Origin of the sequence: Pseudomonas sp. Irchel s3f7, from assembly GCF_900187615.1 — a bacterium.
In the GTDB taxonomy this organism is placed as follows: domain Bacteria; phylum Pseudomonadota; class Gammaproteobacteria; order Pseudomonadales; family Pseudomonadaceae; genus Aquipseudomonas.
The window spans coordinates 179990-205993 of sequence record NZ_FYDO01000006.1; the positions used below are offsets into that span (position 1 = coordinate 179990).

Below are 26004 nucleotides of genomic sequence, written 5' to 3' on the forward strand. Positions count from 1 at the left end.
TATAACTTTCCTTGCCAGCAACCATCGCATCTCCGGACCGTGACACGGCCAATGAAGCGATGTCCCGTTGCGAATAAAAATAATCTTGCGAGGAAACGTGCTGTGGATATCAACGGCAAGACCGTACGGGTAGCTACCGACATCGGTGGTACTTTCACTGACCTGGTTTACTTCGAGTCCGATCCGGTCACCGGAAAACAAACCATTCGAACTGCGAAGTCCGACACCACACCGCCGAATTTCGAGCAAGGCATTCTCAACGTCCTGCGAAAGGCCGAGGTGCGACTTGAAGATGTCGACTTTCTCGCCCACGGCACGACAGTAGTCATCAATGCTCTGACGGAGCGTCGGGGCGTCCGTACCGGACTCATTACTACGACAGGCTTTCGCGACATTCTTGAAATCGCCCGAGCCAATCGTCCAGACTATTTCAATCTGCAATGGGTTAAACCAACCCCCTTTGTCTCACGGCATTTGCGTCGAGAGGTCGGGGGGCGGATCCATATGGATGGCCAGGAGCGTGAGCCTCTTAATCTGACTGGCGTTGAACAAATCATCGACGATTTCCGCCGCGAGGGCATCGAGGCGATAGCAATTTGTCTATTAAACTCCTACGCAAATCCGGTTCACGAGTTAGCGGTTCTGGCTGAGGTTCGCCGGCTGTGGCCGGAGGTATCGGTGGTGGCCTCGCATCAGATCACTCGCGAATGGCGAGAGTATGAACGCACCAGTACTAGCGTGTTGTCGGCTTATGTTCAGCCTATCGCGGCTCGATATCTTTCTAATCTGGAAACGGCCTTGCGCGCCGGAGGCTACAAAGCCCCCTTGTATGTAATGCAGTCGAACTGTGGTGTCGATAGCGTTGCTCACGCAAGAGAAATACCTATCACGATGGTGGAGTCGGGACCTGCGAGTGGTTTTTGGGCCGCGGCTGAGCTGGGAAGGCTAATCGACGAACCGAATCTTTTAGGGTTAGACATCGGCGGCACCACGGCTAAGTGTTCGCTAATTCAAAACGGCCAAGTGTCTATCAAGACAGACTACTGGATCGAACGAGACCAGATCAGTGCGGGTTACCCGATCATGGTTCCCGTAGTGGACCTAGTGGAAATTGGCAACGGTGGTGGCTCCATTGCCTGGGTCGATGAGTTTGACAAGCTGCATGTCGGCCCGCAGTCAGCAGGCGCTCTTCCTGGCCCGGCTGCTTACGGCAATGGCGGCAATCACGTAACCACAACTGACGCGAACCTGGCTCTTGGCAGAATCAACAAGGATTACTTCTGCGGCGGGGCAATGAACGCCGACATGGCTGCCGTAGAACGTACGCTGGGCGAACTGAGCGTGCGTATGGATTTGCCGAGCGAAGAAATTGCTCGCGGTATTGTGCGAATTGCCAATGACAACATGGTTAACGCACTGAAATTGGTTTCTCTGAGCCGAGGCCATGATCCGCGGGACTTTACTCTGATCGCCTTTGGTGGCGGTGGTGCAATGCATGCTGTGGCACTGGGGCAGGAACTGGGGGTGAAAAAAGTCATCATCCCGCGCGGAGCTTCGGTATTTTCCGCATGGGGCATGACGATGTCGGACTTGCGCCGCGACTTGTTCGTCAATCGTTTTATCGAAACCTATCGCGAGGGCGCTGTTCAGGAAGCCCAAGGGTTCCTCGACGATCTAGTAGCCTCCGCCCGCGATCAGTTTACTGCTGAGGACATAGATGCGGAGAAGGTAGAACTGACAGTTTACTGCAAGCTGCGTTACCAGAATCAGGAACACTCGGTAGAAGTGCCATTACAACTCAACGAGCGAATCGCTGAGCATTGGGCACAGATTGCGACGCGCTTCCACGCAATGTATGAGCAGAAGTACACATATCGTCTTGATGCCCCTCTGGAAATCGTTGGCTTTCACCTAATGGCGGTTGCCCAGATCGGCAAACTTGATCTTGAAGATCTGCCGGTAACCGGCGCCACATTAGAAGCGGCCTTAAAGGGACATCGTCTAGTCGACTATGCCTTAGAAGGTATTCACCAAGCGGCGATCTACGACTACGCGCAGCTCGAGCCCAATATGACGTTTAAAGGCCCGGCCATCATCGAGGACTCCGGGACGACGATAGTCGTGCATCCAAGCAATGTGGTGCAGGTGGATCGCCTAGGTAACCTTCATATTACCCAACTGTCGATTGGCGGAGCGCAGTGATGAACAGAATTGATATTTTTACACTGGAAATTGTGCAGAACTCCCTTCAAGCAATCGCTGACGAAATGTTTGAAGCGATGCGCAAGGCAGCAATGAGCCCAGTGATTTATGAAGTACTGGACATGGGCACGGGTATCACTGACGCCCAAGGTGAGATTGCCAGTTCAGGGGCAGGAATCCCCGCTTTTGTCGGCGTTTTGGACAAAGCCGTGAAACAAATTTTGGTACATCACCCACTTCCTGGAGAGATAGAAGAGGGTGATGTGTTTATCACCAATGACCCACACAGCGGTGGCGTGACACACCTCAACGACGTGGTATTGGCAATGCCGGTCTTCGCCCAAGGGCGGTTGGTGGCCTGGACTGCCAACATTGCACATTGGAACGACGTCGGCGGGATGGTGCCGGGATCATTGTCTACCGATGCCACCGAGATTTTTCAGGAAGGTCTGCGTCTGGCGTCAGTCAAACTAATTTCTCGAGGTCAGCCGATACGCTCGGTGTTGCAGATCCTACGGGCAAATACACGCATGCCCGACTTTATGGAAGGCGACATGTGGGCTGGAATTTCTGCAGTGCGCAGCGGTGCCGCGCGCATCCGTGAACTGACCGAAAAGTATGGGTCGGATCTGTTTCTTGCTGCCATGGAAGACTTCATGGATTTAGGGGAAAAAGTATCGCTCAAAGCGTTGCAGGATTCTCCCTGTGGTCAATTCGACATGGAGGAATTACAAGACGACGGGCAAGTCTTCAAGGTGTCAGTACACATCAATAAAACCCAGATGATCATCGACTTGCGCGATAACCCGGCCCAATGCCAGGGGCCAACCAACCTCAGCCGCGACGGCGCTGTAGTTGCAGCACAGATGGCGTTCAAGTCGGTGACGGCACCACAAGGCGTTACCAACGGCGGAACCTTCCGCCCGCTCCAAGTACTTACGACCCCGGGCACGCTGTTCGATGCACAGGTGCCTGCCGCCGAGGGTTTCTATTTCGAAAACCTGATTCGCGTTCATGACTTGATATTGCGTTGCCTGGCCAGCCACTTTCCTGAGCGAGTGCCTGCGGGGAATTTTGCTTCAGTCTGCGCCACCATCATTGGAGGTCTGCACCCAGACACCGGGCGCGTTTTTACCCTGGTTGAGCCGGAGATCGGGGGCTGGGGTGGCGAGAAAGGCCGTGATGGTAACAACGCAATGTACTCAGGGCTTCACGGTGAGACCTACAACTGCCCCGTTGAGGTCTGTGAAGCGCGCTATGGCTTGTACGTGGAACGGGTCGAGTTAAACGATGAACCCGGCGGCCATGGTAAGTATCGCGGTGGGCGCGGCCTGTGCATCGACTATCGGGTTCGCAGCGATGCAAGCTTCCTAACTTGCGGTTACACCCGTTCGACTATCCCACCGTGGGGTATGAACGGTGGCTCTGATGGTACGCCAAACTATGTCACGGTCATACGCACCACCGGTGAACATGAACGCTACGCCATGGCCAGCAGTATCGTCCTGAATGCAGGAGACTTGGTGCGCATCCGTACCGGGGCCGGTGGCGGGTACGGTAATCCGGCCGAGCGTGATCCCGCTGCCGTGCTAGACGACGTGAAAAATGGCTATTTGGATGCCGCCACTGCCGAATCGGTTTACGGCATCCGGGTCTGACAATCGCGCGATAGTGGAGGCAACAGCATGTTCGAAGCGATTACGTACCAACGCCGCCGGCAGGCCTTACGCGAACACCTAGGCTCGGGCATCGTGTTGCTCCCTGGCAACGAAGATTCGCCAATTAACTTTGCGCATAACACCTATCCATTTCGACAAGATGCAACGTTCAGCTATTTTTTCGGAATTGATCGGCCATCGTTAGTTGGCATCATCGACCTTGATAGTGGAACGGCATCGATCTTTGCCGATGATATCAGCTTGGATGATGCTATATGGCTGGGCAACGACTTGTCGTTGTCTGAATTATGCGAAGCTGGGTCGGGTGTTTCTCTGCGTCCATCAGTGTTGGCGCCTCGCTGTCTGGAAGTAGCATGGAAACATGGCCGTAAGGTCCATTTTCTACCGCCATATCGTGGCGAAACTGCTCTTTTGCTATCGCGCTTAACTTCCATTGCCCCTAAGTTGCTCGCGTCAAAAGCATCTGACAAATTAATTCGAGCAGTGGTTGCCTTGCGAGAAATCAAGGAGCCCTGCGAGATTGAGCAAATCACCCGTGCTATGCGGGTCGCCGATCAGATGCATCGGGTGGCAATGGCTACGACCCGTCCTGGTGTATTGGAGCGGGAAGTAGTTGCCCGAATGCGTGAGGTGCTGGGGCGAGAAGGGCTGCAAGAGGCTTATCAGCCGATATTCAGCCGTCGAGGCGAGATCTTGCACAATTTGAAGCACGACTCACGCCTTGAATTGGGTGATTTGGTGGTGAACGACGCTGGTGCTTCGAGTTCAATGGGCTATGCCAGTGATGTGACCCGTACATTGCCCGTCGGCGGACGTTTTCTACCTCACCAAGCTGAACTTTATAAATTGCTGGTTAGGGTTCAAGAGAGCGCTATCAAGAGCCTCTTTCCAGGCATTTGCTATATCGACGTACACCGTGAGGCATCCCTGCAACTAGTGGAAGGTATGACCGAATTGGGTTTCTTCCACGGCAATCCAGCAGACGTTGTTGAAAGCGGTGCATACGCGCTTTGTTTCCCACACGGACTAGGCCATCAACTTGGGTTGGATGTGCATGACATGGAGTCCTTGGGCGAAGACTTAGTGGGATACGACGAAAAGGTTTCGCGTAGCCAACAGTTTGGACTAGGCAATTTGCGACTGGGCAAGAGCCTTAAATCAGGCATGGTGATGACCGTCGAGCCAGGGATTTATTTTATCCCTGACCTGATTCGGCGCTGGCAAGCAGAGGGTCGCCATACCGATTTCATCCAATACGAACGCTTTTTGGACTACGAGCGATTTGGTGGTATGCGGGTGGAAGACGTTATTTTACTCGGAGATAAATCGGCAAGCATCCTCGGACCAAACATTCCAAAGCAGTTATATGAGGTTGAAGAGGCTATGTCCTGATCTGTCTCAAGCTCAACAAAACTGTATAAAACAACAACAACTAAGAGATATACATCATGAAGTCATATAAACCTTCGCGTTTTGGAGGGCCGGTATTGCTTGGCCTGAGTTTGAGTATCAGTGCAACTGTGCAAGCAGATCAGTTTATCGGTTTCGGACAGCCAGGCGTTCCAGGTTCTTTCGCGTTGGAGTCCTTCCCGGTTTACAATCGAACTTCACAGGGCGACGATCGTGCTGGCGCGAACACCGTACTGGCCTATTTCTCGGAAACAGGGTTTACCGGTACTACGCGCGACCAGATAGAAGTTTGGGGGGGCGCGATTGCAGGTTACGCCGATACCAATGGTGCTAAAGACTCTAATGAGTGGGGTTTCGCCTCACCGAACATTGGTCTTGAGTACTACTACAATGTCATAGAGCCGAAATCCACTGCCACTTATGCATCGCCAGATTATTTTACCTTCTGGACAAGTCCGACGCTTATGGTTGAGTTCCCTAATGGTAATGACGATGCCGTTGGTTTTGGCGCCGGCTCCAACCGCTATGCTGTCAACTTTAGCGTTAATAACTATGTGCAGTATGGTAAGTTCGCAGCGACATTCACCCCGGTAGGGGTCTATTACGCCGCGCGCAATCGCAGTGACACCGACTTGGGTAATGGTACCTCTGAACGTCTACGTGGAGGTGTCAGCTATTGGTTTGCTGATATTGCCGCAGGTTACTTAGTGACTGATAATCTCTGGCTTGGCGTGCATCACGTCTACAACTTGAACAACAGATCTTCGACAGATTTTGAGGAATCGCGCGAGGGCAAGATCGGGCCATCTATGACGTACACAGGCTTCGCCAAGCAAGGAGTTTACATTTCGGCGAACTTGAACTTCGATTACTACCATAGCGACAATATTCCATACTCGAACTCATTTACTATGGCTCTAGTGAAGAGCTTCTAATTTCTACCTTCGCGAAGGAAGTTTTTATATGTCTCAGAATACTTTTGCCACCGAGCCGCAAGATGTTCCTGTTTCATTGTGCTGGTTAAACCCAATTGGAAGTCCAGCCTTTGACGAACCTATTGCGCAGTTATTGCGTTCGATAAAACTGCCTTCAACTCAAGTTGAGGTTGTGTCATTCGACATGCAGCCCAGCCCCTCGCATTTAGAGTATCGCTGTTACGAAGCAATGATTTATGAACGCAGCGTGCGCGTAGCCAGAGACTGTGCTCAACGAGGCTTAGACGGATTGGTACTGGGTTGTTTCTACGATCCGGCATTGGAAGATGCTCGGGAAATTTCGGGAGAGATGATTGTTGTTGGACCGTGCCAAGCGAGCTTGCAAGTTGTCGCAAATCTGGCCAACCGATTCTCGATCATCGTAGGACGGAATAAGTGGATGGAACAAATGGGGGCTCGGGTGAAGGCCTGCGGGGCGGGTGATCGTCTAGCCTCGATGCGCTCACTGAACATGGGAGTAGATGAGTTCCAGCGTGATCATGCACTGACCCGTAGTCGCATTATTGAGCAGGCGCGTCGTGCGGTCGAAGAAGATGGCGCGGAAGCAATTATCCTGGGCTGCACTATTGAGTTCGGTTTTTTCGAACAAGTGCAGGCAGAGATTGGTGTACCGGTCATTGATCCCGTAGTGGCTGCGTTCAAAGTTGCTGAGGCAGCGGCAGGCATGAAACGCCGGTTTGGCTGGTCACCTAGTCGCGTCGGCAGCTGTGAGCCCCCACCGGAGGCCGAAATTAAAGCATTCGGTTTGTTTCAAGGACCGGCACCAATCGGCAATTGCGTAAAGGCTTAAATCAATTTTTTGCGCACATGCCAACGATTCACGGCAGCGCCTTTAATCAGGATTAACTTCTATGAGCCATTCACCGACTGCGGTAGTAGACCGCCCCACAGAACCTTCCGGAAAATCCAAATACTGGAGTATGCAAGTAGGGGAGGTCTTCGAAAACTTCCCCTTGACTCGGGAACATCTTAAAAGCTGCTTGGCACTTTTTTTTGTGTTCGCCATTGAAGCCTGGGAGATGATGATTATCGTCTACACCGCCCCTTTGATTAGCCAGGATTTTCAGCTTGATGCCGTGGCTCAGGGAAACCTCATAGGGGCAATGTTCATCGGCATGCTTGTAGGGGCTTTGGGGTGGGGTAAGATTTCTGATCGCTATGGCAGAAAACGTGCAATCGCATATAGCTTGCTTGGGTATGCTCTCTTTTCTCTAGCTAGTGCGTTTGCCCCAAACTATCCGGTTTTCTACGTGCTGCGCTTTCTTTCAGGTATGGCGGCAGTGGGGATGATGATCGTCACATTTGCTCATTTTGAAGAGCTGCTGCCAGTGCGTTATCGCGGTCCCTGCACCGTGTATTTGGCGTCCGGCTGGCCAATCGGTATGTTGCTAGCATTGGGAGTTTCTGCATCCCTTATGCCCTACGGTTGGCGCACAGTGATTGCATTGAGCTCGTTTGGAGGATTATGGGCCATTGTCATTGCCCTTTGGGTGCAGGAGTCGCCCTATTGGTTAGCATCGGTGGGCCGACAGGAAGAAGCGCGCAAAGTCCTAGCAAAATTAAGCCGAGGGGCGGTGCAACTGCCTCGTGAATGCACGCTCCTGGTGGATCAGACGCACCAAGGTAAACATCGCGAGCTATTCTCCCGTGACATGCGGAGAGTCAGCTATCTACAGATCGCTGTGAACTTTACTTTTTCATGGGGCTATTGGGGGCTGCAAACCTGGCTGCCTACGTTGCTCCAGCAGCGTGGCCTGAGCTTGCCACAGAGCTATAGTTTTATAGCATGGTCGGCAATTTGCATGATACCGGGTTACATGGTTGCGTCTTACTTGACCGGTCGTCTTGGGCGCAAGAAAGTTCTTATCGGCTTTATTGCCGCTGCGGTCGTGGCAGGTTACGGCTTTGCCAATAGTCAATCCATGGAAATGCTTTACCTAAGTAATTTTGCGTTGGCATTTTTCAGTCTTGGCGCCTGGGGAGTATGGGGTACCTGGGTCTGTGAGCTCTACCCGACGTCCCTGCGTACCTTGGGGTACAGTTGGGCCGCTTTGGCGCAACGCATTGCTAACGTGATTGCACCAACGCTGATCGGAATGTTGGTGGCGTATGGTTCCTCGTTCAATATGACCACAACTATCATAAATATGTTTATGGTGGCGACATTGTTTCTAGTGGCATTTATCCCTGAGACGGAAGGTAAGCCACTGCATTAAAGACAACAAGCATCCGAGGAGTCCTGGTGGGTGGAAAATCCATCAGGACTTTAATTGCAATCGGTCTGGCTTTTCTTGAATTGTGATGTTGCCAACTCTGCAAGATCACATTTAATTTTAAGTAAGCTTCACTCAAATACCCAAATGACGGAGTCAGTCATGTCTATTGCAGGGGCGTGGAAGAACGAATACGGTTCGACCATGATTCTTACCATTGTCGGAAATACTATTACAGGCACCTATAAATCTTCTACGGGGTCGACTGGTGAATATAGAGTTTCAGGCTATCAAGTAGGAAGAGATGCGACAGTGGCTGTGGGTCAGCCGATTGCACTAGCAATCGAATGGCATTCTGTTGTTGGTGGCCCGTCCGATCCTAGTTGGAATTGGACTTCAGGCTTGAGCGGCCAGATCAGCATTTTTGATGGTGAGGAAGTGTTGGTTCTCTCTCACATGATGATAGCCTCCACTGATTTTCCAGATTTGAGCACGACTGGCAACTATATTGATAAATTGACCTATCGTAGGGCTCTAGCGCCGGACCATGCTGCACGCAAGGTTGATGCCGAAAAGTACATGCCTGTTGTCGATCCTTTGAACGGTAAATGGATAACAGTTGGAGGCTCAATATTGAACTTGAGAGTAAGCACTGACATTGAGAATAAAATTGGCTATGTTACTGGTAGTATAGATTCTTCGGATGGCAGTTTTGAGATTGTCGGATTTACCGATATTAATGCGTGGAGTAACGCCCTGAGTTTGCAGTCCATTGCAATCTGTGCGGCCAAACCCTCTGTGACAGAAGTGCTTTCGTTATCCGGCACTCTGAACCTTGCGACCCGTAGGCTACATTTGGTGAGTATGAACAGCCTCGCCACGGCGTCGAAAAACAGCTACGCGCAAACCCGTATTTCCTCTATGAGTTTTCGGCATTCACTCTCTTTTTGAGTACTGATCGCTTCTGGCCCCCGAGTGTTTAAAAACGCTCATTACCTCATTACGTCAACACTCTAGAAATCAGGCTAAGCCTCAGCAAACTCCCACACATACCAAAATGGACTCTGATGCTTCACGATAGAAATTTACCAAAACTACTGTTCGAGCCACCAAGTATAGAGGAATGTAATCCGCTCAACGGCTGGCTTTACTAATAACAACAAAAACAACCAATAACATTTTTTAATGCTAGTGATTAAAACTTACACAACCCTGGAGTAGGCTCGCCGGTACGCTTTCATACGGCAGTTAAACCTTACCGAAAGCTCTAAAACAAGGCCTCCATCAACATAAACTAGCAGACATCTCACAATACCGATTCGAAATCATAAGTGTATTATCTTTAGAATGTCACTATGAAACCGCTCTGCGCTTTCGCATCAGGCAAAATCAAATTTTTGTATCAGCACCCTCTTCAACCTGACCATACTCTGGGGATAGAAGCTCTATCCTCGCCTGACTTGCTATCCCTCAGAGCGGCGGTTGTGTGAAGAGACTCATTAAATCTGGCGTATCCTTCCAACCGAGTTTTCGATGCTGCGTTGCAGCGTGACGACCACTGATCGTGACAGCTATCTACCAAGCATTGACTTAATGACAGAAAACACGCATTTTCTTTCGTAAGCGCTGAAAAATATCAGGAAGCAGCCTTGAGCCAGCCCATCAAACAACGCCTTGAAAGCAGTCTTTCAACCGCCGCCGCCTCTGGCCGGATGATTGCTAACTATATGCTGGCCAACCTCTATGAACTGCCCTTCCAGACCGCCGCTGATATTGCCGCGAAGTTGAGCGTCAGTGAGTCCAGTGTCGGGCGCTTCTGTCGATCCATCGGATATAGCCACTTCAAAGACCTGAAAAACGACCTCAAGGTCGACCTAGGCGATGGCCCATGGCTGGTGGGCGATCGCTTGCAGGAGTTTCGCCATCAAGCTCGCCAGGGCCCGCAAGGCCTACCGCGCAGCTTCGAGTTGGAAGTCGCAGCCTTGGTTAAGGTTTACGAATATAGTCTCACCCCGACCTGGCACAGCGTCAGCCAGCGCCTGGCCACCCGGCGCAAGGTGTTCGTCGCCGGGTTCCAGACAGAGCGTGGCATCGCGGCATCCATGGTGCATCTGTTGCAGTACCTGCGCGATGACACGCACTGGGTCGACGGTGCCGCCGGGCATTACGCCGACGTGTTGCTCAGCCCCCCCGAAGACAGTGCGTTGGTGGTGTTCGAAGCCCGCCGCTATTCCCGTCACGCCCTGACCCTGTGCCGAAAGGCCCGAGATGCCGGAATTCCTGTGACGCTGATCACTGACACCTTTTGCGACTGGGCCGAACAGAACGCCGATGAAGTGTTCCGCGTGCCCACCGAATTCAACCTGTTCTGGGAATCAACAGCGGCGATGCTGTCGCTGGTTCATCTGCTGGTCAACGACGTCTGCAAACAGCTGGGTCCGGAGGTCGAAAAGCGTCTCGAAGCCATCGCGACCCTACACAACGAGTTCGTTGGATACACATCGTCACCACACTCAAAACAATAAAACGAGGTGCTAGATGAAACACGTCATTCGCTTTGCTGGTGCATGCGCAATGGTCCTGGCCGGGGCTGCCAGCGCGCAGGCAGAAGTACTGAAGATTGCTACCGAAGGCGCTTACCCGCCGTTCAACTATGTTGACTCGGACAACAAGCTACACGGTTTCGATGTGGATATCGCCAACGCGCTATGCGAACGGATGAAGGTGCAGTGCAGCATCGTCGCTCAGGACTGGGAAGGGATTATCCCGGCGCTGATGGCAAAGAAATACGATGCGGTCGTGGCTTCGATGATTGCCACGGATGAGCGCAAGCAGAAAATCGATTTCACCCGGCACTACTACCGCACTCCTCTGTCCGTGGCAGTACCCAAGGACTCGAATATCACCGACGCCCAGACCAACTTCAAAGGACGCACGGTCGGTGCCCAGTCTTCCTCGACCCAGGCCATCTATGCCGAAGATCATTACGGCCCGGCCGGCGCGGATGTGAAGCTTTACCCTACCCTTGATGAAGCCAACAGCGACTTGGCGACGGGACGGATCGACGGGGTGATTGCCGACAAATTCCCGTTGCTGGCCTGGGTCGACGGCGCTGGCAAGGACTGCTGCAAAATCATTGGCGACGTCAACGGCACCACCGCCGATGCCTCGATCGCAGTGCGCAAGGGTGACGATGTCCTGCGCGAGCGCTTCAACAAGGCGCTGGATGAGATCATTGCCGACGGCACCTATAAGAAGATCTCCAGTCGCTACTTCGCCTTCGATATCTATTGATCCCCTGGCCCTCAGGCGAGCCTGAGGGTCGTTCCTTGCCTACATGTTGCACCGCACCCGCACACGGGTGCGGTGAGGGCGTGCGAGCGTAATTGACCGAGAGGGTTCAAGCATGTTCGAAAACCTGTCATTGCTATCCTTCGCCAGCGGCGGCTGGGGTTCAGCCTTGCTGGCCGGCGCTCTGGTAACCATTTTTCTGGCCCTGAGCTGCCTGCCAATTGGCCTGCCGCTGGGCCTGGGCGTGGCCTTGGCCGCCCGTTCTCGACGTCGCTGGTTGCGCGCCATAAGCACGGTATTTGCCACCGTGTTCCGCGGACTGCCTGAGTTGCTGACCCTACTGATAATCTATTACGGCTGCCAGATCGGTGCGCAGAAACTGTTGGCCGCGATGGGCTACGAGGCTGAAGTCGCGATCAACCCCTTCGTCGCCGCGATGTTCGCCTTCAGTCTGGTGTTCGCCGCATTTTCCAGCCAGATCTGGTTGGGCGCCTTCAAAACTGTGCCCAAGGGCCAGTTCGAAGCCGCCGCCGCCCTTGGCCTGTCCCGACGCACAACCTTTACCAAGGTGGTACTGCCGCAATTGGTACGCATCGCTTTGCCTGGCCTGTCGAATAACTGGCTATCGCTGCTCAAGGACACTTCGCTGGTGTCGACCATCTCCCTTGTGGACCTGATGCGCCAGACCAACCTGGCGGTCAGCGTCACCAAGGAACCTATGCTGTTCTACACCGTGGCCTGCTTTGGCTACCTGTTTTTCTCAGCCATATCCGGCCGCCTGTTCCAGTTCCTGGAGCAGTATTTCAGCCGCCATCAACGGAGCGTTCGCCCATGAGCATCGGTGAATTGCAGAATCTGTTCCTCAGCCCGGATCTGTTGGAGCGATACGGTCCCCGCTTCATCGAAGGCCTGTTGGTGACTGCTAAGCTGGTTGCCATTTCCTTCACCCTCGGCGCCCTGCTCGGTCTGCTGATCGCCCTGGGCCGGTTGTCGAGTAACCGCTTTATCAGTCGTTTTACCGGCGTCTACGTGTATTTCTTCCGTGGTTCGCCGCTGCTGGCTCAGCTGTTCATGCTCTATTACGGCCTGGGTTCGTTCAAAGGTTTCTGGCAGGACGTGGGTTTGTGGTGGTTCTTCCGTGACGCCTGGTTCTGCACGCTGCTGGCCTTCACCCTGAATACCGCAGCCTATCAGGCCGAGATTTTGCGTGGCAGCATCCTGGCCGTAACCCAAGGCCAGCGCGAAGCCTCGAAAGCCCTCAGCCTGTCGCGCTGGACCACCTTTCGTAAAGTCATCTTGCCGCAATCCCTGCTGGTCGCCATTGGCCCGCTGGGCAATGAACTGATCCTGATGATCAAGGCCAGCGCCATTGCTTCGCTAGTGACCATTTACGACTTGATGGGGGTGACCAAGCTGGCCTTCTCGCGCAGCTTCGACTTTCAGATCTACCTCTGGGCCGCCGTGCTCTACCTGCTGATTGTGGAAGTCGTACGGCGCAGCCTGAAAGCGCTCGAGGGCCGTCTCGGCCGTCACTTGCAGTAAACCAAATTTTCTCGGGCTGCCGCGGGCGCCCCTGTATCAGGGATATACCATGCATTGCGAAACCATCGTTCTGGGCGCAGGGATTGTCGGTGTCAGTACTGCACTCCATTTGCAGGCCCGTGGCCGTAAGGTTGTGCTCATCGACCGCCAGCAGCCGGGCAACGGCACCAGCCACGGCAATGCCGGGCTGATCGAGCGCGCCAGCGTAATTCCCTATGCGTTCCCACGTCAGCTGTCGAGCCTGTTGCGCTACGCCGGCAACCAGCAATCGGACGTGCGCTACAGTCTGAAGTACCTGCCCAAGGCCAGTCCATGGTTGCTGCAGTACTGGCGGCACTCCGGAACCAAGGGCCTGGCCGCCGCAACCCGGGCCATGCTGCCGCTGGTGGAGCGCTGCGTCAGCGAACACGACCTGCTTTCTGCACCGGCTGGCATGGATCACTTGATACAGGCAAGTGGCTGGATCGAAGCCTACAATTCGCCGTCGGCGTTTGCCAAGGCCGAACGCGACGCTGCTGCGCTCAAGGACTACGGCTTGAATTACGAAGTGCTCGACCGCGACCAGATGCACGCCCGTCAGCCGGGTTTGCACTGTAACGTTGTAGGCGGCATTCACTGGCTGGACCCCAAGACCGTCAGCGATCCCGGCGGTTTGACACGCGGTTATGCCGAACTGTTCGTCCAACGCGGCGGCGTGTTCGTCCTCGGTGACGCTCTCTCCTTGCGCCAGCGCGTGGGTAAATGGGAAGTCCAGAGCGAACAGGGCCTGGTGATTGCAAACGAAGCCGTGGTCGCCCTTGGTCCGCAAGCCCGGGGCATTTTCGAGCCACTGGGATATGACATTCCACTGGCGATCAAGCGCGGTTATCACATGCACTATGCCGCCCTGCCTGGCACTCGCTTGCAACAACCGCTGCTTGATCCGGTGGGCGGGTATGTCCTGGCACCGATGGTCGACGGCATTCGCCTGACCACCGGGATCGAGTTCGCCGACAGCCAAGACCCAGTCAACGAAATCCAGCTGCGTCGTTGTGAAGAGCTGGCGCGCGCCTTCTATCCACTGGGCGAACGCTTGGATGCCGAGCCTTGGCTGGGACGCCGTCCTTGCCTGCCGGACATGTGCCCGGTGATCGGCCCAGCAACACGGCATAAAGGTTTGTGGTTCAACTTCGGTCATGCCCACCATGGCCTAACTCTCGGACCGGTCTGCGGTCGCCTGCTGGCCGAGCTGATGACCGGAGCCCCCCCTTTTACTAACCCTGCCCCGTACAGCGCCGAGCGCTTCCACTGATTGCCGGAGACAAAACCATGCATGTGCTCTCTCCCCTTGTAGACACTCCGCTCGCCGCTAGCCCGGACACCCGTAAGGTAGTGGTTGATATCGCCGGCCTGAACAAGTTCTATGGATCCTTCCATGTGCTGCACAACATCGATCTGAAAGTGCGCGAAGGCGAGCGCATCGTGCTCTGCGGGCCTTCCGGTTCCGGAAAATCAACGCTGATCCGCTGCATCAACCGCCTGGAGGTCGCCGAAAAAGGTCGCATTCTGGTCAACGACATCGACTTGGCCCAGACCAACCGCGAGGCTGCCAAGGTCCGCAGTGAAATAGGCATGGTGTTCCAGCATTTCAATTTGTTCCCGCACATGAGCGTGCTCGATAACTGCACCCTAGCCCCGATTTCGGTACGTGGTCTGAGCCGCAAAAAGGCTGAGGAACTGGCCCAGCAGTTTCTGCAAAAAGTCGGTATCGCCAGCCAGGCCGACAAGTATCCCAGCCAGCTCTCGGGGGGCCAGCAACAACGCGTGGCCATCGCCCGGGCGTTGTGCATGGAACCCAAAATCATGCTGTTTGACGAACCCACCTCGGCGCTCGACCCAGAGATGGTAAGCGAAGTGTTGGATGTGATGGTCAACCTGGCTGGCAGCGGTATGACCATGCTCTGCGTAACCCACGAAATGGGCTTTGCCCGTCAAGTGGCCGAGCGCGTGCTGTTTCTCGATGGCGGCCAGATCATTGAGGACGCACCACCTCAGGACTTTTTCAGCGCCCCGAAAAGCGCGAGGGCCAAGGCCTTTCTTGCGCAAATTTTACACTGAGGCCACGTAAGAGCACGGCATGTCTGCGGTTGCTGTGTCGTGCATACGACAGGCGTCGGCCGGTTTTCTATGTACTTGCGCGCGCGACTGTGTCGAAACGCTGCTTCGGCGGATCACCTTCAGCGTGTCACAAATTAACAACTCGTGAATGGGAACGTGAGCATCTCGGCAACTGGATCACTTCGACGTCGTCGCCCACACCTGGGTAGAAGAATGCTTAGTCAGGAACACCTCGGCCAGCATGCATCGTGCGCTGCCGCCACCGATGCGCTCAATGGTGTCAATGTTCACAGGCAATGGAGTGGCGTAAGTTTCGATCAAGCGACGCTGATTGGCGCTTAGGGATTTCCAGGCTGTGCGTGACATCACCAGCAGCGGCTCGCCTGCTGCACTATGCACTTCCAGCATGTTGCCGGCAAAGGACTCCAGCTGCGCCAAGCTCAAGGCGATGACCTGTTTGCCACTGGTTTCAAGCCGTTTACGCAGCGCCGCACGTTCGCCCGGATCGGGCACGGACGCTAGACAAGCCACCGCAACACGAGTGCCTACACTCATCATCACATTGGTGTGATAAATCGCCACTCCCTGGCGATCAACCGCGTTGAATGCACACAGTTCATAACCCAAATGGGTGACCAACTGATCCAGCGCCTGGGCGTTGGTGCGTGTGGAATACCCGGCGTAGCAAATCCGCTGTTGCCGATCCAGCACCATGCTGCCGGTACCCTCCAGGAAAACCTCCTGCTCTTCGAGGCCGGATAGGTCCAGCAACTGCTCGACCCGGTATTGGTCCAACAACCTGTCGAGTACACCTTTGTCCCGCTCCAGACGCCGGTTGTGGCCCTGCATTGGATACAGCACCAGGGAGCCATCCGGGTGGCTGCTCCACCAATTATTGGGAAAGATCGAGTCCGGGGTATGCGGAGTTTCGCGATCGTTATGCACTAGGACTTCGACGCCGTGCCGACGCAACGCGTCGACATAACCATCGAACTCGGCTAGGGCCTTGAGTTGTACATTTTCAGCAACTGTTGCCGGACGCTGGAAACAGTTGTTCGCCGCCGTATCCTGATTGAAGGAGAAACGTGTCGGACGAATCATTAAAACCGTATTGGTGGTTTGCATAGACGCAGACTCAATGAGGGGCGAGAGAGGCTCATTGTCTGTTTCGTAGTGGGAAAAACTCGGTTGATAACGGCTTTTTGCGGTGATAAAAACGGCTGAAAATTCCGGCTTGCCCAGCCGATTCGGCGGGATTGAAAACAAAAAACTCGCTGCTTTCCACAGCGAGCATTGCTCTTAATCCATCGTGGTCTTAACCATCGCCAGTTCCGGGTGGCTCACCAGTTTATCAATGTGCAAATCCGGGTCGTCAAACCACACTTCGGTCAATACCCGGTAATGCTCCATATCACGGCACCGCATACGCAGGCTGTAGTCGAACGCGCCGCTGATCAGACAACACTCCAGCACCTGCGGACAAGCCCGAACCTTGGCCTCGAAGGCCTTTTGTGCCGCGCGTCCGCTCTGGTTCGACAACGCCACCAACACCAGCAATGACAAGCCTGGTGTCAGCTTTTTCTCATCGACAATCGCACCATAACCGCGAATGATCCCATGCTGTTCCAACTTGCGAACCCGCTCCAGACAAGGCCGGGGGGTTAGATGTACACGCTCGGACAGCTTTTGATAAGTGATGCGCCCTTCATAGCGCAACACTTCAATAATTGCCTGATCGATACGATCAAGCACCAACGACAGATCGCGAATATCCGCCATGTACGCCTTGCCTCACTTCAAGCGACCCGATAGAAATTGCTGCAAACGTTCGCTGGTTGGACGGTCGAGTATCGTAGCATCACCCTGCTCCTCGACCCGACCCTGATGCAAGAACAATACTTGGCTGGAGACCTGCCGGGCAAACCCCATTTCGTGGGTCACCATCAACATGGTCCGGCCTTCCTCAGCCAACCCCTGAATGACCTTTAGGACTTCACCCACCAGTTCCGGGTCGAGCGCCGAGGTTGGTTCGTCGAACAACAGAATTTCGGGCTCCACTGCTAGCGCACGGGCAATCGCTACCCGTTGTTGCTGCCCCCCTGACAGAAACGCCGGGTACTGATCGGCCACTCGTTGCGGCAGGCCAACCTTATCCAGATACGCCCGTGCACTCACCTCCGCGGTCTTTCGACTCATCCCTAGGACTCGACACGGCGCCAGTACGATATTCTCCAGTACGGTGAGGTGGCTCCAGAGGTTGAAATGCTGAAATACCATTGCCAGTCGTGTGCGCAATCGCTGCAACTGCTTCGGGTTGGTCACGCGCATGCCACCGACGCCCTGACGGGTGAGGACTCGCTCTCCATCCAGAGCAATGGCACCTTCGTCCGCCCGCTCCAAAAAGTTGATGCAGCGCAACATGGTGCTTTTACCCGAACCGCTGGCGCCGATCATGCTCACCACGTCCCCTGCTCGTGCGTTCAACGAGACGCCCTTTAGCACTTCGTTGTCTCCAAAACGTTTATACAGATTTTCAACCGTGAGTTTGTGCATACAAATTCTCCTGGAGCGGCACACATATCAGCGCCGCTCTAGATAAATAATGGAAGTCACTGGGCCGGGCCCAGAAAGCTCAGCCAGCGTTTTTCTGCCAGGCGGAACGCACCGACCAGCCCGAGCGACAGCACGAGGTACAGCAGACCGGCAATGCCGAATGCCTGAAACGTCATGAAGGTCGCCGCATTGGCGTCACGTGCGATTTTGAGGATGTCAGGAATGGTGGCCGTAAATGCCACCGAAGTCGCGTGCAGCATCAGGATCACTTCATTGCTGTAGTACGGTAACGCTCGGCGCAACGCCGAAGGCAAAATCAGTTGCAGATACAGGCGCCAGCCTCTCAGGCCATAGGCATGTGCCGCTTCGATTTCACCGTAGGGAATACTGCGGATCGCTCCGGCGAAAATTTCCACGGTGTAGGAGCAGGTGTTGAGTGTGAACGCCAGTAGGGTGCAATTCATCGCGTCGCGAAAAAACGCCTCGAGCAATGGCTGCGAACGGACCACGGCGACACCGTAGATCCCGCTGTAGCAAATCAACAACTGAATGTACAACGGCGTGCCGCGAAACACATAAGTGAATAGTTGCACTGGCCAACGCAGCACGCCCCATCGCGAAACCCGCAGGATCGCCAGGGGTAGCGACAGGACAAAGCCCATTGCGATACTCGCCACTAGCAACCACAGGGTCATAGCCAAGCCCGTCAGTGTGTCGCCGTCGCTGAAGAGGAAAGATTTCCAGTATTCGGCAATCAACTCGATCATCGCGCCATCCCCCGCACACCTTGGTTGTAGCGCCGTTCCAGCATGCGCAAAACGTAGTTCGACACACTGGTAATCAACAAATACAACGCCGCAGCCAACAACAGGAAGTCCAGCATATTAAATGTGCTTTTACCCGCTTCCTGCGCGACTTTAACCAGGTCCGACAGGCCGATAATCGACACCAGCGCCGTGGCTTTGAGCAACACCAACCAGTTATTGCCTAGGCTCGGCAACGCGAAACGCATCATCTGTGGGAACACTACAAAGCGAAAGCGCTGCCAGCGATTCAAGCCAAAACACGCGGCAGCTTCCTGCTGACCGCGTGGCACGCTCAGAATCGACCCGCGAAAGGTCTCGGTGAAATACGCACCGTAGATAAACCCGAGGGTGACGATGCCCGCAGCGAACGGATCGATTTCCAAGTAGGGCAAACCCATAGCTTCGGTCAGACTGCTCAGCCAGCCTTGCAGGCTGTAGAAAATTAATAGCATCAGCACTAGGTCCGGCACACCGCGAATCAGCGTCGTGTAAACGGTCGCAGGCAAGTTCAACAGTTTCAACGGCGACAACTTCGCCGCCGCACCTAGCAGTCCCAGCGCCATGCTCACCAGCAACGAGAGCGCCGCCACTTTGAGAGTGACCCAAGCACCATGCAGCAACAACGGGCCATAGCCTTGCAGGACCGAGAGATCGACACCGATCAGATTCAGGAAGGAGTTCACGCCATTCACCTATCTTGAGGCGCGCCGATGGTCGCTGCGACACAGCGACCGAGCGCGTGGATCAATTGTTGTAAAGGTCCAGATCGCCGAAGTTTTTCTGTTGGATCTGCGCGTAGATGCCCTTGACATGCAGGGCCTTGATGGCGGCATTCAGCATGCCTTTGAGTTCTTCGTCGTCCTTGCGGATACCGATGGCGATTTCCGACGGCACCAAGGGGTCGCTGATGCCTTCGCTGTTCTGGAAATCTGCCCCTTGAGGCGATTTCAGAAAGCTCATCTGTGCTTGCAGCTTGTCTTGGATCGACGCATCGAGACGGCCATTAACTAGGTCAGCATAGACCTGATCCTGATTCTGATAGGCCCGCAATTTCACACCGCCCGGCCCCAGTTTGGCCTTCGCGTAGGTTTCTTGAATCGTACCTTGCATGTAACCGATGGTTTTTCCGCGCAGCGATTCGATGGTAGGCAGCAGTCCTGAGTCCTTGCGGGTGACGATGGCGGTCGGTCCGGCGAATAGGCGATCGGTAAAATCGATCTGTTTTTTGCGCGCATCGGTAACGGTCATCGAAGATTCTACGGCATCGAACTTACCAGCCTTGAGCCCCGGGATCAGCCCGTCGAAGTCACTGCTGACCCATACACAGGTCAGCTTCAACTCAGCACATATTGCATTGCCCAAATCCACACCGAAACCCTGAACACCGCCATCAGCCGTAGAGGATTCAAAGGGTGGGTAGCTTAAATCGACGCCAAATCTCAGCTCCTTCCATTCCTTGGCGCTGGCGCCCGTAGTACAGCACAGCAACGCGAGTGCCGGCAAAGTCAGCCATTTGATGTTCATCTTCTTGAGTCCCGGATAATTTGGATTTATCGCAATCCGGCGCCTGCGTCGGATCACACTTTTTTGACAGGGGCAGAGTCGATGCAGTCTTCACCGCAACCGTTTTTGTTGTTGTTTTCGACTGAAAGAAGCCAGTCGTCGGAGTTACCCGCCATCTCAAGTCGCAATCAAAAACGCGCTTGAAACGGACCGTAAGAATGCCAATTGCTGGAATGGTGCTGGTGTCGTAAATCTACGCTCAAACAGCATGCCTACGCCGAACAAAGGCTTTCCACAGCCGATTTTGTCGACCGTTGTCAGTCATCGCTTCTTCACTCAAAGGGGAGCGACATGGGAAGACATGATTGTCTTGGCTGCTTTATTCATTTGCATAGTGATGCTTTATGAACATGGCGTTTCAACCATGTGTGCGAATTACAAGCGGTAATGGTCATCTCGCCGATTCCGCTGTGCATAGTCTGTTTTTCGACTTCTCTCGCTGTCTCCAGGGTCAGTATTGGCCGAAATCTTCTCTCCATTGCCTCGACAATAGGGTCGTCGCAAACACATGGACCGCCTCCTGAGTCTTGGCCGCCGAAGCGAAAGGCAGTCCAGACCGGCACACAATAAAACGCCCAAAGGAACCGAATATGACCCGTTACATTGACGTCAATGATCTGAGCCGTCTCGTCCAGGAAAAAGGCTTGCCTCGTTGCCTGATCGATATGGCCGAGTACATCCGTCAAGACTACGTACGCTGGCCGGATTTCGAAAAGTGCGCGCGCCTGGCGAACCACTCACCTGAGGGTGTCATCGAGCTTATGCCTGTGTCTGATGCATCGCTCTATGCCTTCAAGTATGTCAACGGTCATCCGAAGAACACCCACAATGGCATGCTGACGGTCATGGCGTTTGGTGCGCTGGGAGACGTCGATACCGGAAAGCCTGTCTTGCTGAGCGAAATGACGCTGACGACCGCCATTCGCACCGCTGCCACTTCCGCACTCGCCGCCCGCTACCTTGCCCGACCGGACAGTCGTCGAATGGCGCTCATCGGCAACGGCTCACAGAGCGAATTCCAGGCCCTGGCATTTCACACACTGCTAGGTATTACTGAAATCAGTCTCTACGACATCGATCCTGCCGCGACGGCGAAGCTGGTAGCCAATCTGCGGGCCTACCCCGCCATACAGTTGACCGTCGCCAATACCGTCGCGGAAGCCGTACGTGGGGCAGATATCGTGACAACGGTCACGGCCGACAAGGCCTACGCAACGATTTTAACGCCCGAGATGATCGAGCCTGGGATGCACCTCAACGCAGTGGGTGGCGACTGCCCCGGCAAGACCGAACTGCACCAGGACATCGTGGAGCGTGCGCGGGTCATGGTTGAGTACGAACCACAAAGCCGCATTGAAGGCGAAATTCAGCAGATGCCCGCCGACTCACCGGTTATCGAATTCTGGAAAGTCATCAATGGTCAGACTCAAGGGCGCCAACATGCCGAGGAAGTCACCTTATTTGACTCGGTCGGCTTCGCCCTGGAGGACTACTCCGCCCTACGCTATGTGCTAGATGTTGCGAGAGCGCTCAACATTGGCAGCGACATCCAACTAGTGCCAGAGCTGGAAGATCCCAAGAACCTGTACTCACTGCTGCTGCCCTCAGCAACAGCCGATGCAAGGCTTCGGGCTTAACATCAAAGCATTCGCCTAGCGGCGCGCTTAGCTGCTAGGTGGAATCCTGTATAAACACTCTCTCGTTTAAGCCCGGCGCGCACTCCCGATGCCATGGCGGACGCATCCAGTGGCCCCAGATGTTCGCGAGGAACAGACTGGGTCAGTGACATCTCGGCAACTGAGCCAATTCGGCGTCGACACCAATAGACAATGCTCTTGATTGCCAGTAAAACGTCGCCCTCCATGACAGAATGCGACGGTAGTGGCAGAGTAATCGACCTATGATCCGCAATCATTCATACATGGAGCGCTACAGATGCGGTATTTGCTGGTTCCAACAATTGCTCTTCTGGTCGCAACCTCTGGATCATGGGATATCGGCCCTAGTGTTCGGACAAGATAGTCATCTTCAAATAGCGTTCCGGACCCACTCGATTTTGGTGTCTTTGCCATCCAATCCCCCGATTTACTTCCTGATGCTGCGCAACGCCCCTATGGAAAGCTACGTCATAGCTCCGACACTCTCACGAACGACCCCAGAGCTTCGGCGCAACTGTGCGTCATTTTCCTTCTGCAACCAAGGCTTGCATTTTGCCCCTCAAACGCTAAACCATTGCAAACCCTAAAGCGAATATTGGTAATCGAGAGCGAAGGCCAGTCACGCAAAGCGGGGCTGGGGGGACAAATGGGGGGACATCGACCATCAAAAAAAACAAACCCATATAAATCAAATACTAAAAACACAATAACGCCGCCCACAAGCCGGCTTTTTAATGCCTTCAGAAAAGTGATCAACGACAAAAATCACTCCACTCCTTCAGTATTCAGCGCATAAAACTCCTGCAGCTTGGCTTGCAACAGCTTCTTGTCCGGCAATTGAGTGTGGTACTCCGCGATCAAGGCAGGCGACATTGAGCGGTTCAGGGAGTACTCGACGATTTCGTCCTCTTTGCTCGCGCACAACAATACGCCGAGCGCCGGGTTTTCGTGCGGCTTGCGGACATTGCGGTCCAACGCTTCGAGGTAGAAGTCCATCTTCCCCAGGTATTCCGGCTCAAAGCGCCCAACCTTGAGCTCGATCGCCACCAGGCAGTTCAGCCCACGGTGGAAAAACAACAGATCCAGCGCAAAGTCACGCCCGCCTACCTGCAACGGATATTGAGAGCCCACAAAGCAGAAGTCTCTGCCCAGCTCGATCAGAAAATCCCTGAGTTTGTGCAGCAGACCTCCATGCAGGTCTGTCTCTGCATGACCACGTTCCAGTGCCAGAAACTCGACCACGTAGGCATCCTTGAACACGTCCAGGGCCTGAGGATGAATTTGTCGCAGCGGTGCTGACACTTTTGCCGGGCTGATCACTGAACGTTCAAACAGAGCCGCCTTGAACTGCCGCTCCAGTTCGCGGCTCGACCACTTTTCCTGGATTGCCATGCGCAGGTAAAACTCACGTTCTTCCGGGCGTTTGCTATGGTTGAGAATGATCAGATTTTGGGTCCAGGGTAATTGTGTCAGCAGTGCTGACACTTTTGCATCGTCCCTGTACGCCTCATAGAACTGGCGCATTCGAAATAAATTTCGTCTCGTAAACCCACGCAGTCCAGGCTGTGTACGCTCAAGGTGCGTAGCCAACTGGGCGACGACTCCATCACCCCACTCTGCTGCTTCAATTTTGCAACTGATGTAGGCCCCGACTTGCCAGTGCAGTTCAATCAGCTCGGTGTTGACCGCCTGCATGGCGCGATGTCTTGCGGTCACGATCAGTAGGGTAATTTCGCTGAACGCTGAATCGAGAGAGGTATTGCAGGAAAGATCATTCACGTAAGGGCATTTCCATATCAGTGGGCGGGCCCTTTCAATTACTCCTGATAACGGCGCATGAACATTCACAATGTATATCTGCATGAAACAAAGCTACTGCCCCGTCATCGCGCCCAGAGAACACTTGCCAAGCCAAATGGGGCAAGGCTAAATCCACCCCGTTCAAAGACCGCTACCTTTACCCGGAAAAAGCTCTGCCGGTCGGATTTCGCTTTCAAGCTCAACGGGAACCTTCGCAATGGATCTGCACATCCCGACCCTGCTGGTAGTCTCGGTCTTCGTTTTCATTCTGATGGGTTTGTTGACCTGTCATGCCTGGTGGCGTGAAACCCGTGAGCGGCCTTTGGCCTATCTGGGGGCAATGATGCTGCTGGCCGCTGTTGGTGTGGTGCTGGTCAGTTGGCGGGGTTGTGGGGTCGATATTGTCCCTCTCGTTTTCGGCAACGTGGCCCTGTTGCTGAGTGCCGCAATGAACTGGACTGCCATGCGCGTGTTTGTCGGGCGTGCACCGTCGCTGCCAGGAATCTTCGCTGGAGCAGGCACCTGGCTGATCCTGTGCCTCATTCCCGCGTTCTATGACGCGATGCCCGTGCGAGTCGTGGCGTATTCACTGCTGGCGGCCGGTTACGGCGTGCTCACGGCAGCGGAGTTCTGCCGCAGCCGGAAAAAGCTTGAAGTCGCGTACATGCCGGCGCTGGTGCTGACGCTGTTGCACACGGCTTTCTATATCGTTCGCAGCGTGATCGATAAGAGCCTGCCTCTGGATCAGGCTCTGTCAGGCATCGGCGATGGCGTACGTTTTTTCTCCTTCATGCTGTTCGAATCCATGCTGTATGTCATCGGGATCGCTTACGTGACGCTGGCCATGGTCAAGGAGCGCGCGGAACTGAAGTTCAAGGCTGCCGCGTTTTGTGATCCGCTGACCGGGATCGGCAACCGGCGCGCCTTCATGTCCCACGGCGAACGCTTGTTGGCCCACTGCAAGCGCCAGGAAAAGTCCGCAGCGTTACTGCTGTGCGACCTTGATCACTTCAAGCGTCTGAATGACAGCTTCGGCCATCCGATGGGGGATCAGGTGCTGATCGCATTCAGTCGAATTCTGGCAAGTCATCTGCGCACTCACGATGTGTTCGGTCGTATCGGTGGAGAAGAGTTTGCCTGCCTGCTCCAGGAGGCCGATGAGCAGGAGGCGGTTCTGGTGGCCGAACGTATGCGCCGAGCATTTTCTCAGCTGTCGATGCTGGAGCCGGGGATGCTCAGTGTCAGTATCGGCGTCGTCACCACTCGTGAATCGGGCTACGACCTTTCGAGCCTGCTTTCACAGGCAGATGAAGCCCTGTATGGCGCCAAGCATCACGGGCGTAATCGTGTGCAAACGCTGCGCAAGTTGTACCTCAACCTCACGGATAGCTGAACGACTTCACCAGCGTCAGTTCGCCCACCGCCCGCATCGGCACCAGAAAGGACTCCATTTTCTCGCTCGGTGTGCCTTCCTCGGTAATCACCGTCACCTGCGCCGTGGTCAGCGGTTGCACCGCATCCGCTTGCCCTTCTTCATCGCTGCGATACCCGCCTCCGAAGTAGTTCACATACACCAGATACTGCCCCTTGATCGGCGCGGGCATGGCGAAGATTTCCGGACCGTAGCCGGTGGTAACGTCGACATCGAGTGCCGCTCCGTTGGCGACGGCACGCTCGCCGTACCAGATGTGGGCGCCGTCGGGGGTGATCAGGTGCAGGTCCAGGTCGGTGCCGTCGCTGTCCCACGCCAGCAATACGCGGAGTTTGGCCGGGGTGGCGCCGCCGCTGCTGTTGAGGAACTGCGTGCGGTGCCGTTGCTGGCCATCGGGGCTTCGCACTTCGACACTGTTGCTGCCGTCAGGAAATGAGAATGGTCGGTCGAAGCGGCCGGCGGGATCGATTTTCAGGGGCATGCTGACGCCGTTGACGATCAAACGACCGGGCTCTGTGGATTTGGGTGTGCCTTTGATCTGGCCGCTGATGCGTGCGGTCTTGGCCTGCCCCGCCGGGGTGTTCACCGACGAGGCCGGGTAGTTGACGGTCTGACGAAAACTTTCGCCTTCACCGTCAGGGGCACCACTGCGCCAGCCGCCGACGGGCGTGTCGAGTTTGACGCTGTCTGCTGCCGAAGCCCATGGCAACGCCGTCAGGGACAGAAGAAACAGCATGAGCTGTGGATAACGGAGTTTCATGGA

The 26004-nt window shown here is 54.7% G+C and carries 23 protein-coding genes; 15 read left to right on the top strand and 8 right to left on the bottom strand.

Annotated elements, in window-relative coordinates; all coding sequences use genetic code 11:
* Window positions 1-102 precede the first annotated feature (102 nt).
* From CKW19_RS07330 to CKW19_RS07390, 13 genes are all read left to right on the top strand, one after another.
* Window positions 103-2202, top strand: a complete 2100-nt coding sequence (locus CKW19_RS07330) for a hydantoinase/oxoprolinase family protein (protein WP_218232056.1) — start codon at window positions 103-105, stop codon at window positions 2200-2202.
* Window positions 2202-3860 carry a hydantoinase B/oxoprolinase family protein gene (locus CKW19_RS07335; RefSeq protein ID WP_095057282.1) on the top strand — a complete coding sequence of 553 codons (1659 nt, stop codon included), beginning with the start codon at window positions 2202-2204 and terminating at the stop codon, window positions 3858-3860. Before CKW19_RS07330 ends, CKW19_RS07335 begins: the two co-directional genes overlap by 1 nt.
* Window positions 3861-3887: 27 nt before the next feature.
* The gene (locus tag CKW19_RS07340; protein WP_095057283.1) at window positions 3888-5273 is read left to right on the top strand and encodes an aminopeptidase P family protein; all 1386 of its coding nucleotides are present in this window, start codon (window positions 3888-3890) and stop codon (window positions 5271-5273) included.
* Between the two features lie 56 nt (window positions 5274-5329).
* Window positions 5330-6226, top strand: coding sequence for a hypothetical protein (locus tag CKW19_RS07345; protein ID WP_095057284.1), 897 nt, complete (start codon window positions 5330-5332; stop codon window positions 6224-6226).
* Window positions 6227-6254: 28 nt separating this feature from the next.
* Window positions 6255-7076: an aspartate/glutamate racemase family protein gene (locus tag CKW19_RS07350; protein ID WP_095057285.1), complete on the top strand. Its 822-nt coding sequence runs from the start codon at window positions 6255-6257 to the stop codon at window positions 7074-7076.
* A gap of 61 nt (window positions 7077-7137) precedes the next feature.
* Window positions 7138-8502 (top strand): MFS transporter, encoded by a 1365-nt coding sequence (locus CKW19_RS07355; protein ID WP_143498451.1) that lies wholly within the window; start codon window positions 7138-7140, stop codon window positions 8500-8502.
* Between the two features lie 159 nt (window positions 8503-8661).
* Window positions 8662-9450 carry an avidin/streptavidin family protein gene (locus CKW19_RS07360; protein WP_159953403.1) on the top strand — a complete coding sequence of 263 codons (789 nt, stop codon included), beginning with the start codon at window positions 8662-8664 and terminating at the stop codon, window positions 9448-9450.
* A 698-nt stretch (window positions 9451-10148) separates the two neighbouring features.
* Window positions 10149-11024 (top strand): MurR/RpiR family transcriptional regulator, encoded by an 876-nt coding sequence (locus CKW19_RS07365; RefSeq protein ID WP_095057288.1) that lies wholly within the window; start codon window positions 10149-10151, stop codon window positions 11022-11024.
* A 13-nt stretch (window positions 11025-11037) separates the two neighbouring features.
* Window positions 11038-11793 (top strand): transporter substrate-binding domain-containing protein, encoded by a 756-nt coding sequence (locus tag CKW19_RS07370; protein ID WP_095057289.1) that lies wholly within the window; start codon window positions 11038-11040, stop codon window positions 11791-11793.
* Between the two features lie 112 nt (window positions 11794-11905).
* Window positions 11906-12625, top strand: coding sequence for an ABC transporter permease (locus CKW19_RS07375; protein ID WP_095057290.1), 720 nt, complete (start codon window positions 11906-11908; stop codon window positions 12623-12625).
* The gene (locus tag CKW19_RS07380; RefSeq protein ID WP_095057291.1) at window positions 12622-13332 is read left to right on the top strand and encodes an ABC transporter permease; all 711 of its coding nucleotides are present in this window, start codon (window positions 12622-12624) and stop codon (window positions 13330-13332) included. Before CKW19_RS07375 ends, CKW19_RS07380 begins: the two co-directional genes overlap by 4 nt.
* Window positions 13333-13381: 49 nt before the next feature.
* Window positions 13382-14623, top strand: coding sequence for an FAD-binding oxidoreductase (locus tag CKW19_RS07385; RefSeq protein ID WP_095057292.1), 1242 nt, complete (start codon window positions 13382-13384; stop codon window positions 14621-14623).
* Between the two features lie 17 nt (window positions 14624-14640).
* Window positions 14641-15429: an amino acid ABC transporter ATP-binding protein gene (locus CKW19_RS07390; protein WP_095057293.1), complete on the top strand. Its 789-nt coding sequence runs from the start codon at window positions 14641-14643 to the stop codon at window positions 15427-15429.
* A 177-nt stretch (window positions 15430-15606) separates the two neighbouring features.
* Here CKW19_RS07390 and ctlX read toward each other — a convergent pair whose 3' ends face one another.
* The 6 genes from ctlX to CKW19_RS07420 form a co-directional block, all read right to left on the bottom strand.
* On the bottom strand, window positions 15607-16554 hold the full coding sequence (ctlX, locus tag CKW19_RS07395) for a citrulline utilization hydrolase CtlX (RefSeq protein WP_095057294.1): 948 nt from the start codon (window positions 16552-16554) through the stop codon (window positions 15607-15609).
* 174 nt (window positions 16555-16728) lie between these two features.
* Complete coding sequence (locus CKW19_RS07400; RefSeq protein ID WP_095057295.1) at window positions 16729-17208, bottom strand: Lrp/AsnC family transcriptional regulator; 480 nt, start codon at window positions 17206-17208, stop codon at window positions 16729-16731.
* A gap of 12 nt (window positions 17209-17220) precedes the next feature.
* Window positions 17221-17982: an ABC transporter ATP-binding protein gene (locus CKW19_RS07405; protein ID WP_095057296.1), complete on the bottom strand. Its 762-nt coding sequence runs from the start codon at window positions 17980-17982 to the stop codon at window positions 17221-17223.
* A gap of 56 nt (window positions 17983-18038) precedes the next feature.
* Window positions 18039-18749: an ABC transporter permease gene (locus tag CKW19_RS07410; protein ID WP_095057297.1), complete on the bottom strand. Its 711-nt coding sequence runs from the start codon at window positions 18747-18749 to the stop codon at window positions 18039-18041.
* Complete coding sequence (locus CKW19_RS07415) at window positions 18746-19471, bottom strand: ABC transporter permease (RefSeq protein WP_095057298.1); 726 nt, start codon at window positions 19469-19471, stop codon at window positions 18746-18748. Before CKW19_RS07415 ends, CKW19_RS07410 begins: the two co-directional genes overlap by 4 nt.
* A gap of 61 nt (window positions 19472-19532) precedes the next feature.
* Window positions 19533-20312 carry a transporter substrate-binding domain-containing protein gene (locus CKW19_RS07420; RefSeq protein WP_095057299.1) on the bottom strand — a complete coding sequence of 260 codons (780 nt, stop codon included), beginning with the start codon at window positions 20310-20312 and terminating at the stop codon, window positions 19533-19535.
* A 629-nt stretch (window positions 20313-20941) separates the two neighbouring features.
* Between CKW19_RS07420 and CKW19_RS07425 the strand changes: the two genes are divergently transcribed.
* Entirely contained in the window at window positions 20942-21988 is a 1047-nt protein-coding gene (locus tag CKW19_RS07425) for an ornithine cyclodeaminase (protein ID WP_095057300.1), read from the top strand.
* 786 nt (window positions 21989-22774) lie between these two features.
* Here CKW19_RS07425 and CKW19_RS07430 read toward each other — a convergent pair.
* Window positions 22775-23788, bottom strand: a complete 1014-nt coding sequence (locus tag CKW19_RS07430; protein ID WP_095057301.1) for a YhcG family protein — start codon at window positions 23786-23788, stop codon at window positions 22775-22777.
* 238 nt (window positions 23789-24026) lie between these two features.
* On the opposite strand from CKW19_RS07430, the gene CKW19_RS07435 reads away from it, so the two are divergent.
* The gene (locus tag CKW19_RS07435; RefSeq protein WP_095057302.1) at window positions 24027-25202 is read left to right on the top strand and encodes a diguanylate cyclase; all 1176 of its coding nucleotides are present in this window, start codon (window positions 24027-24029) and stop codon (window positions 25200-25202) included.
* On the opposite strand, the gene CKW19_RS07440 is transcribed toward CKW19_RS07435, so the two are convergent.
* The gene (locus CKW19_RS07440; RefSeq protein WP_095057303.1) at window positions 25189-26001 is read right to left on the bottom strand and encodes a YfaP family protein; all 813 of its coding nucleotides are present in this window, start codon (window positions 25999-26001) and stop codon (window positions 25189-25191) included. The genes CKW19_RS07435 and CKW19_RS07440 overlap by 14 nt on opposite strands.
* Between the last annotated feature and the right edge of the window lie 3 nt (window positions 26002-26004).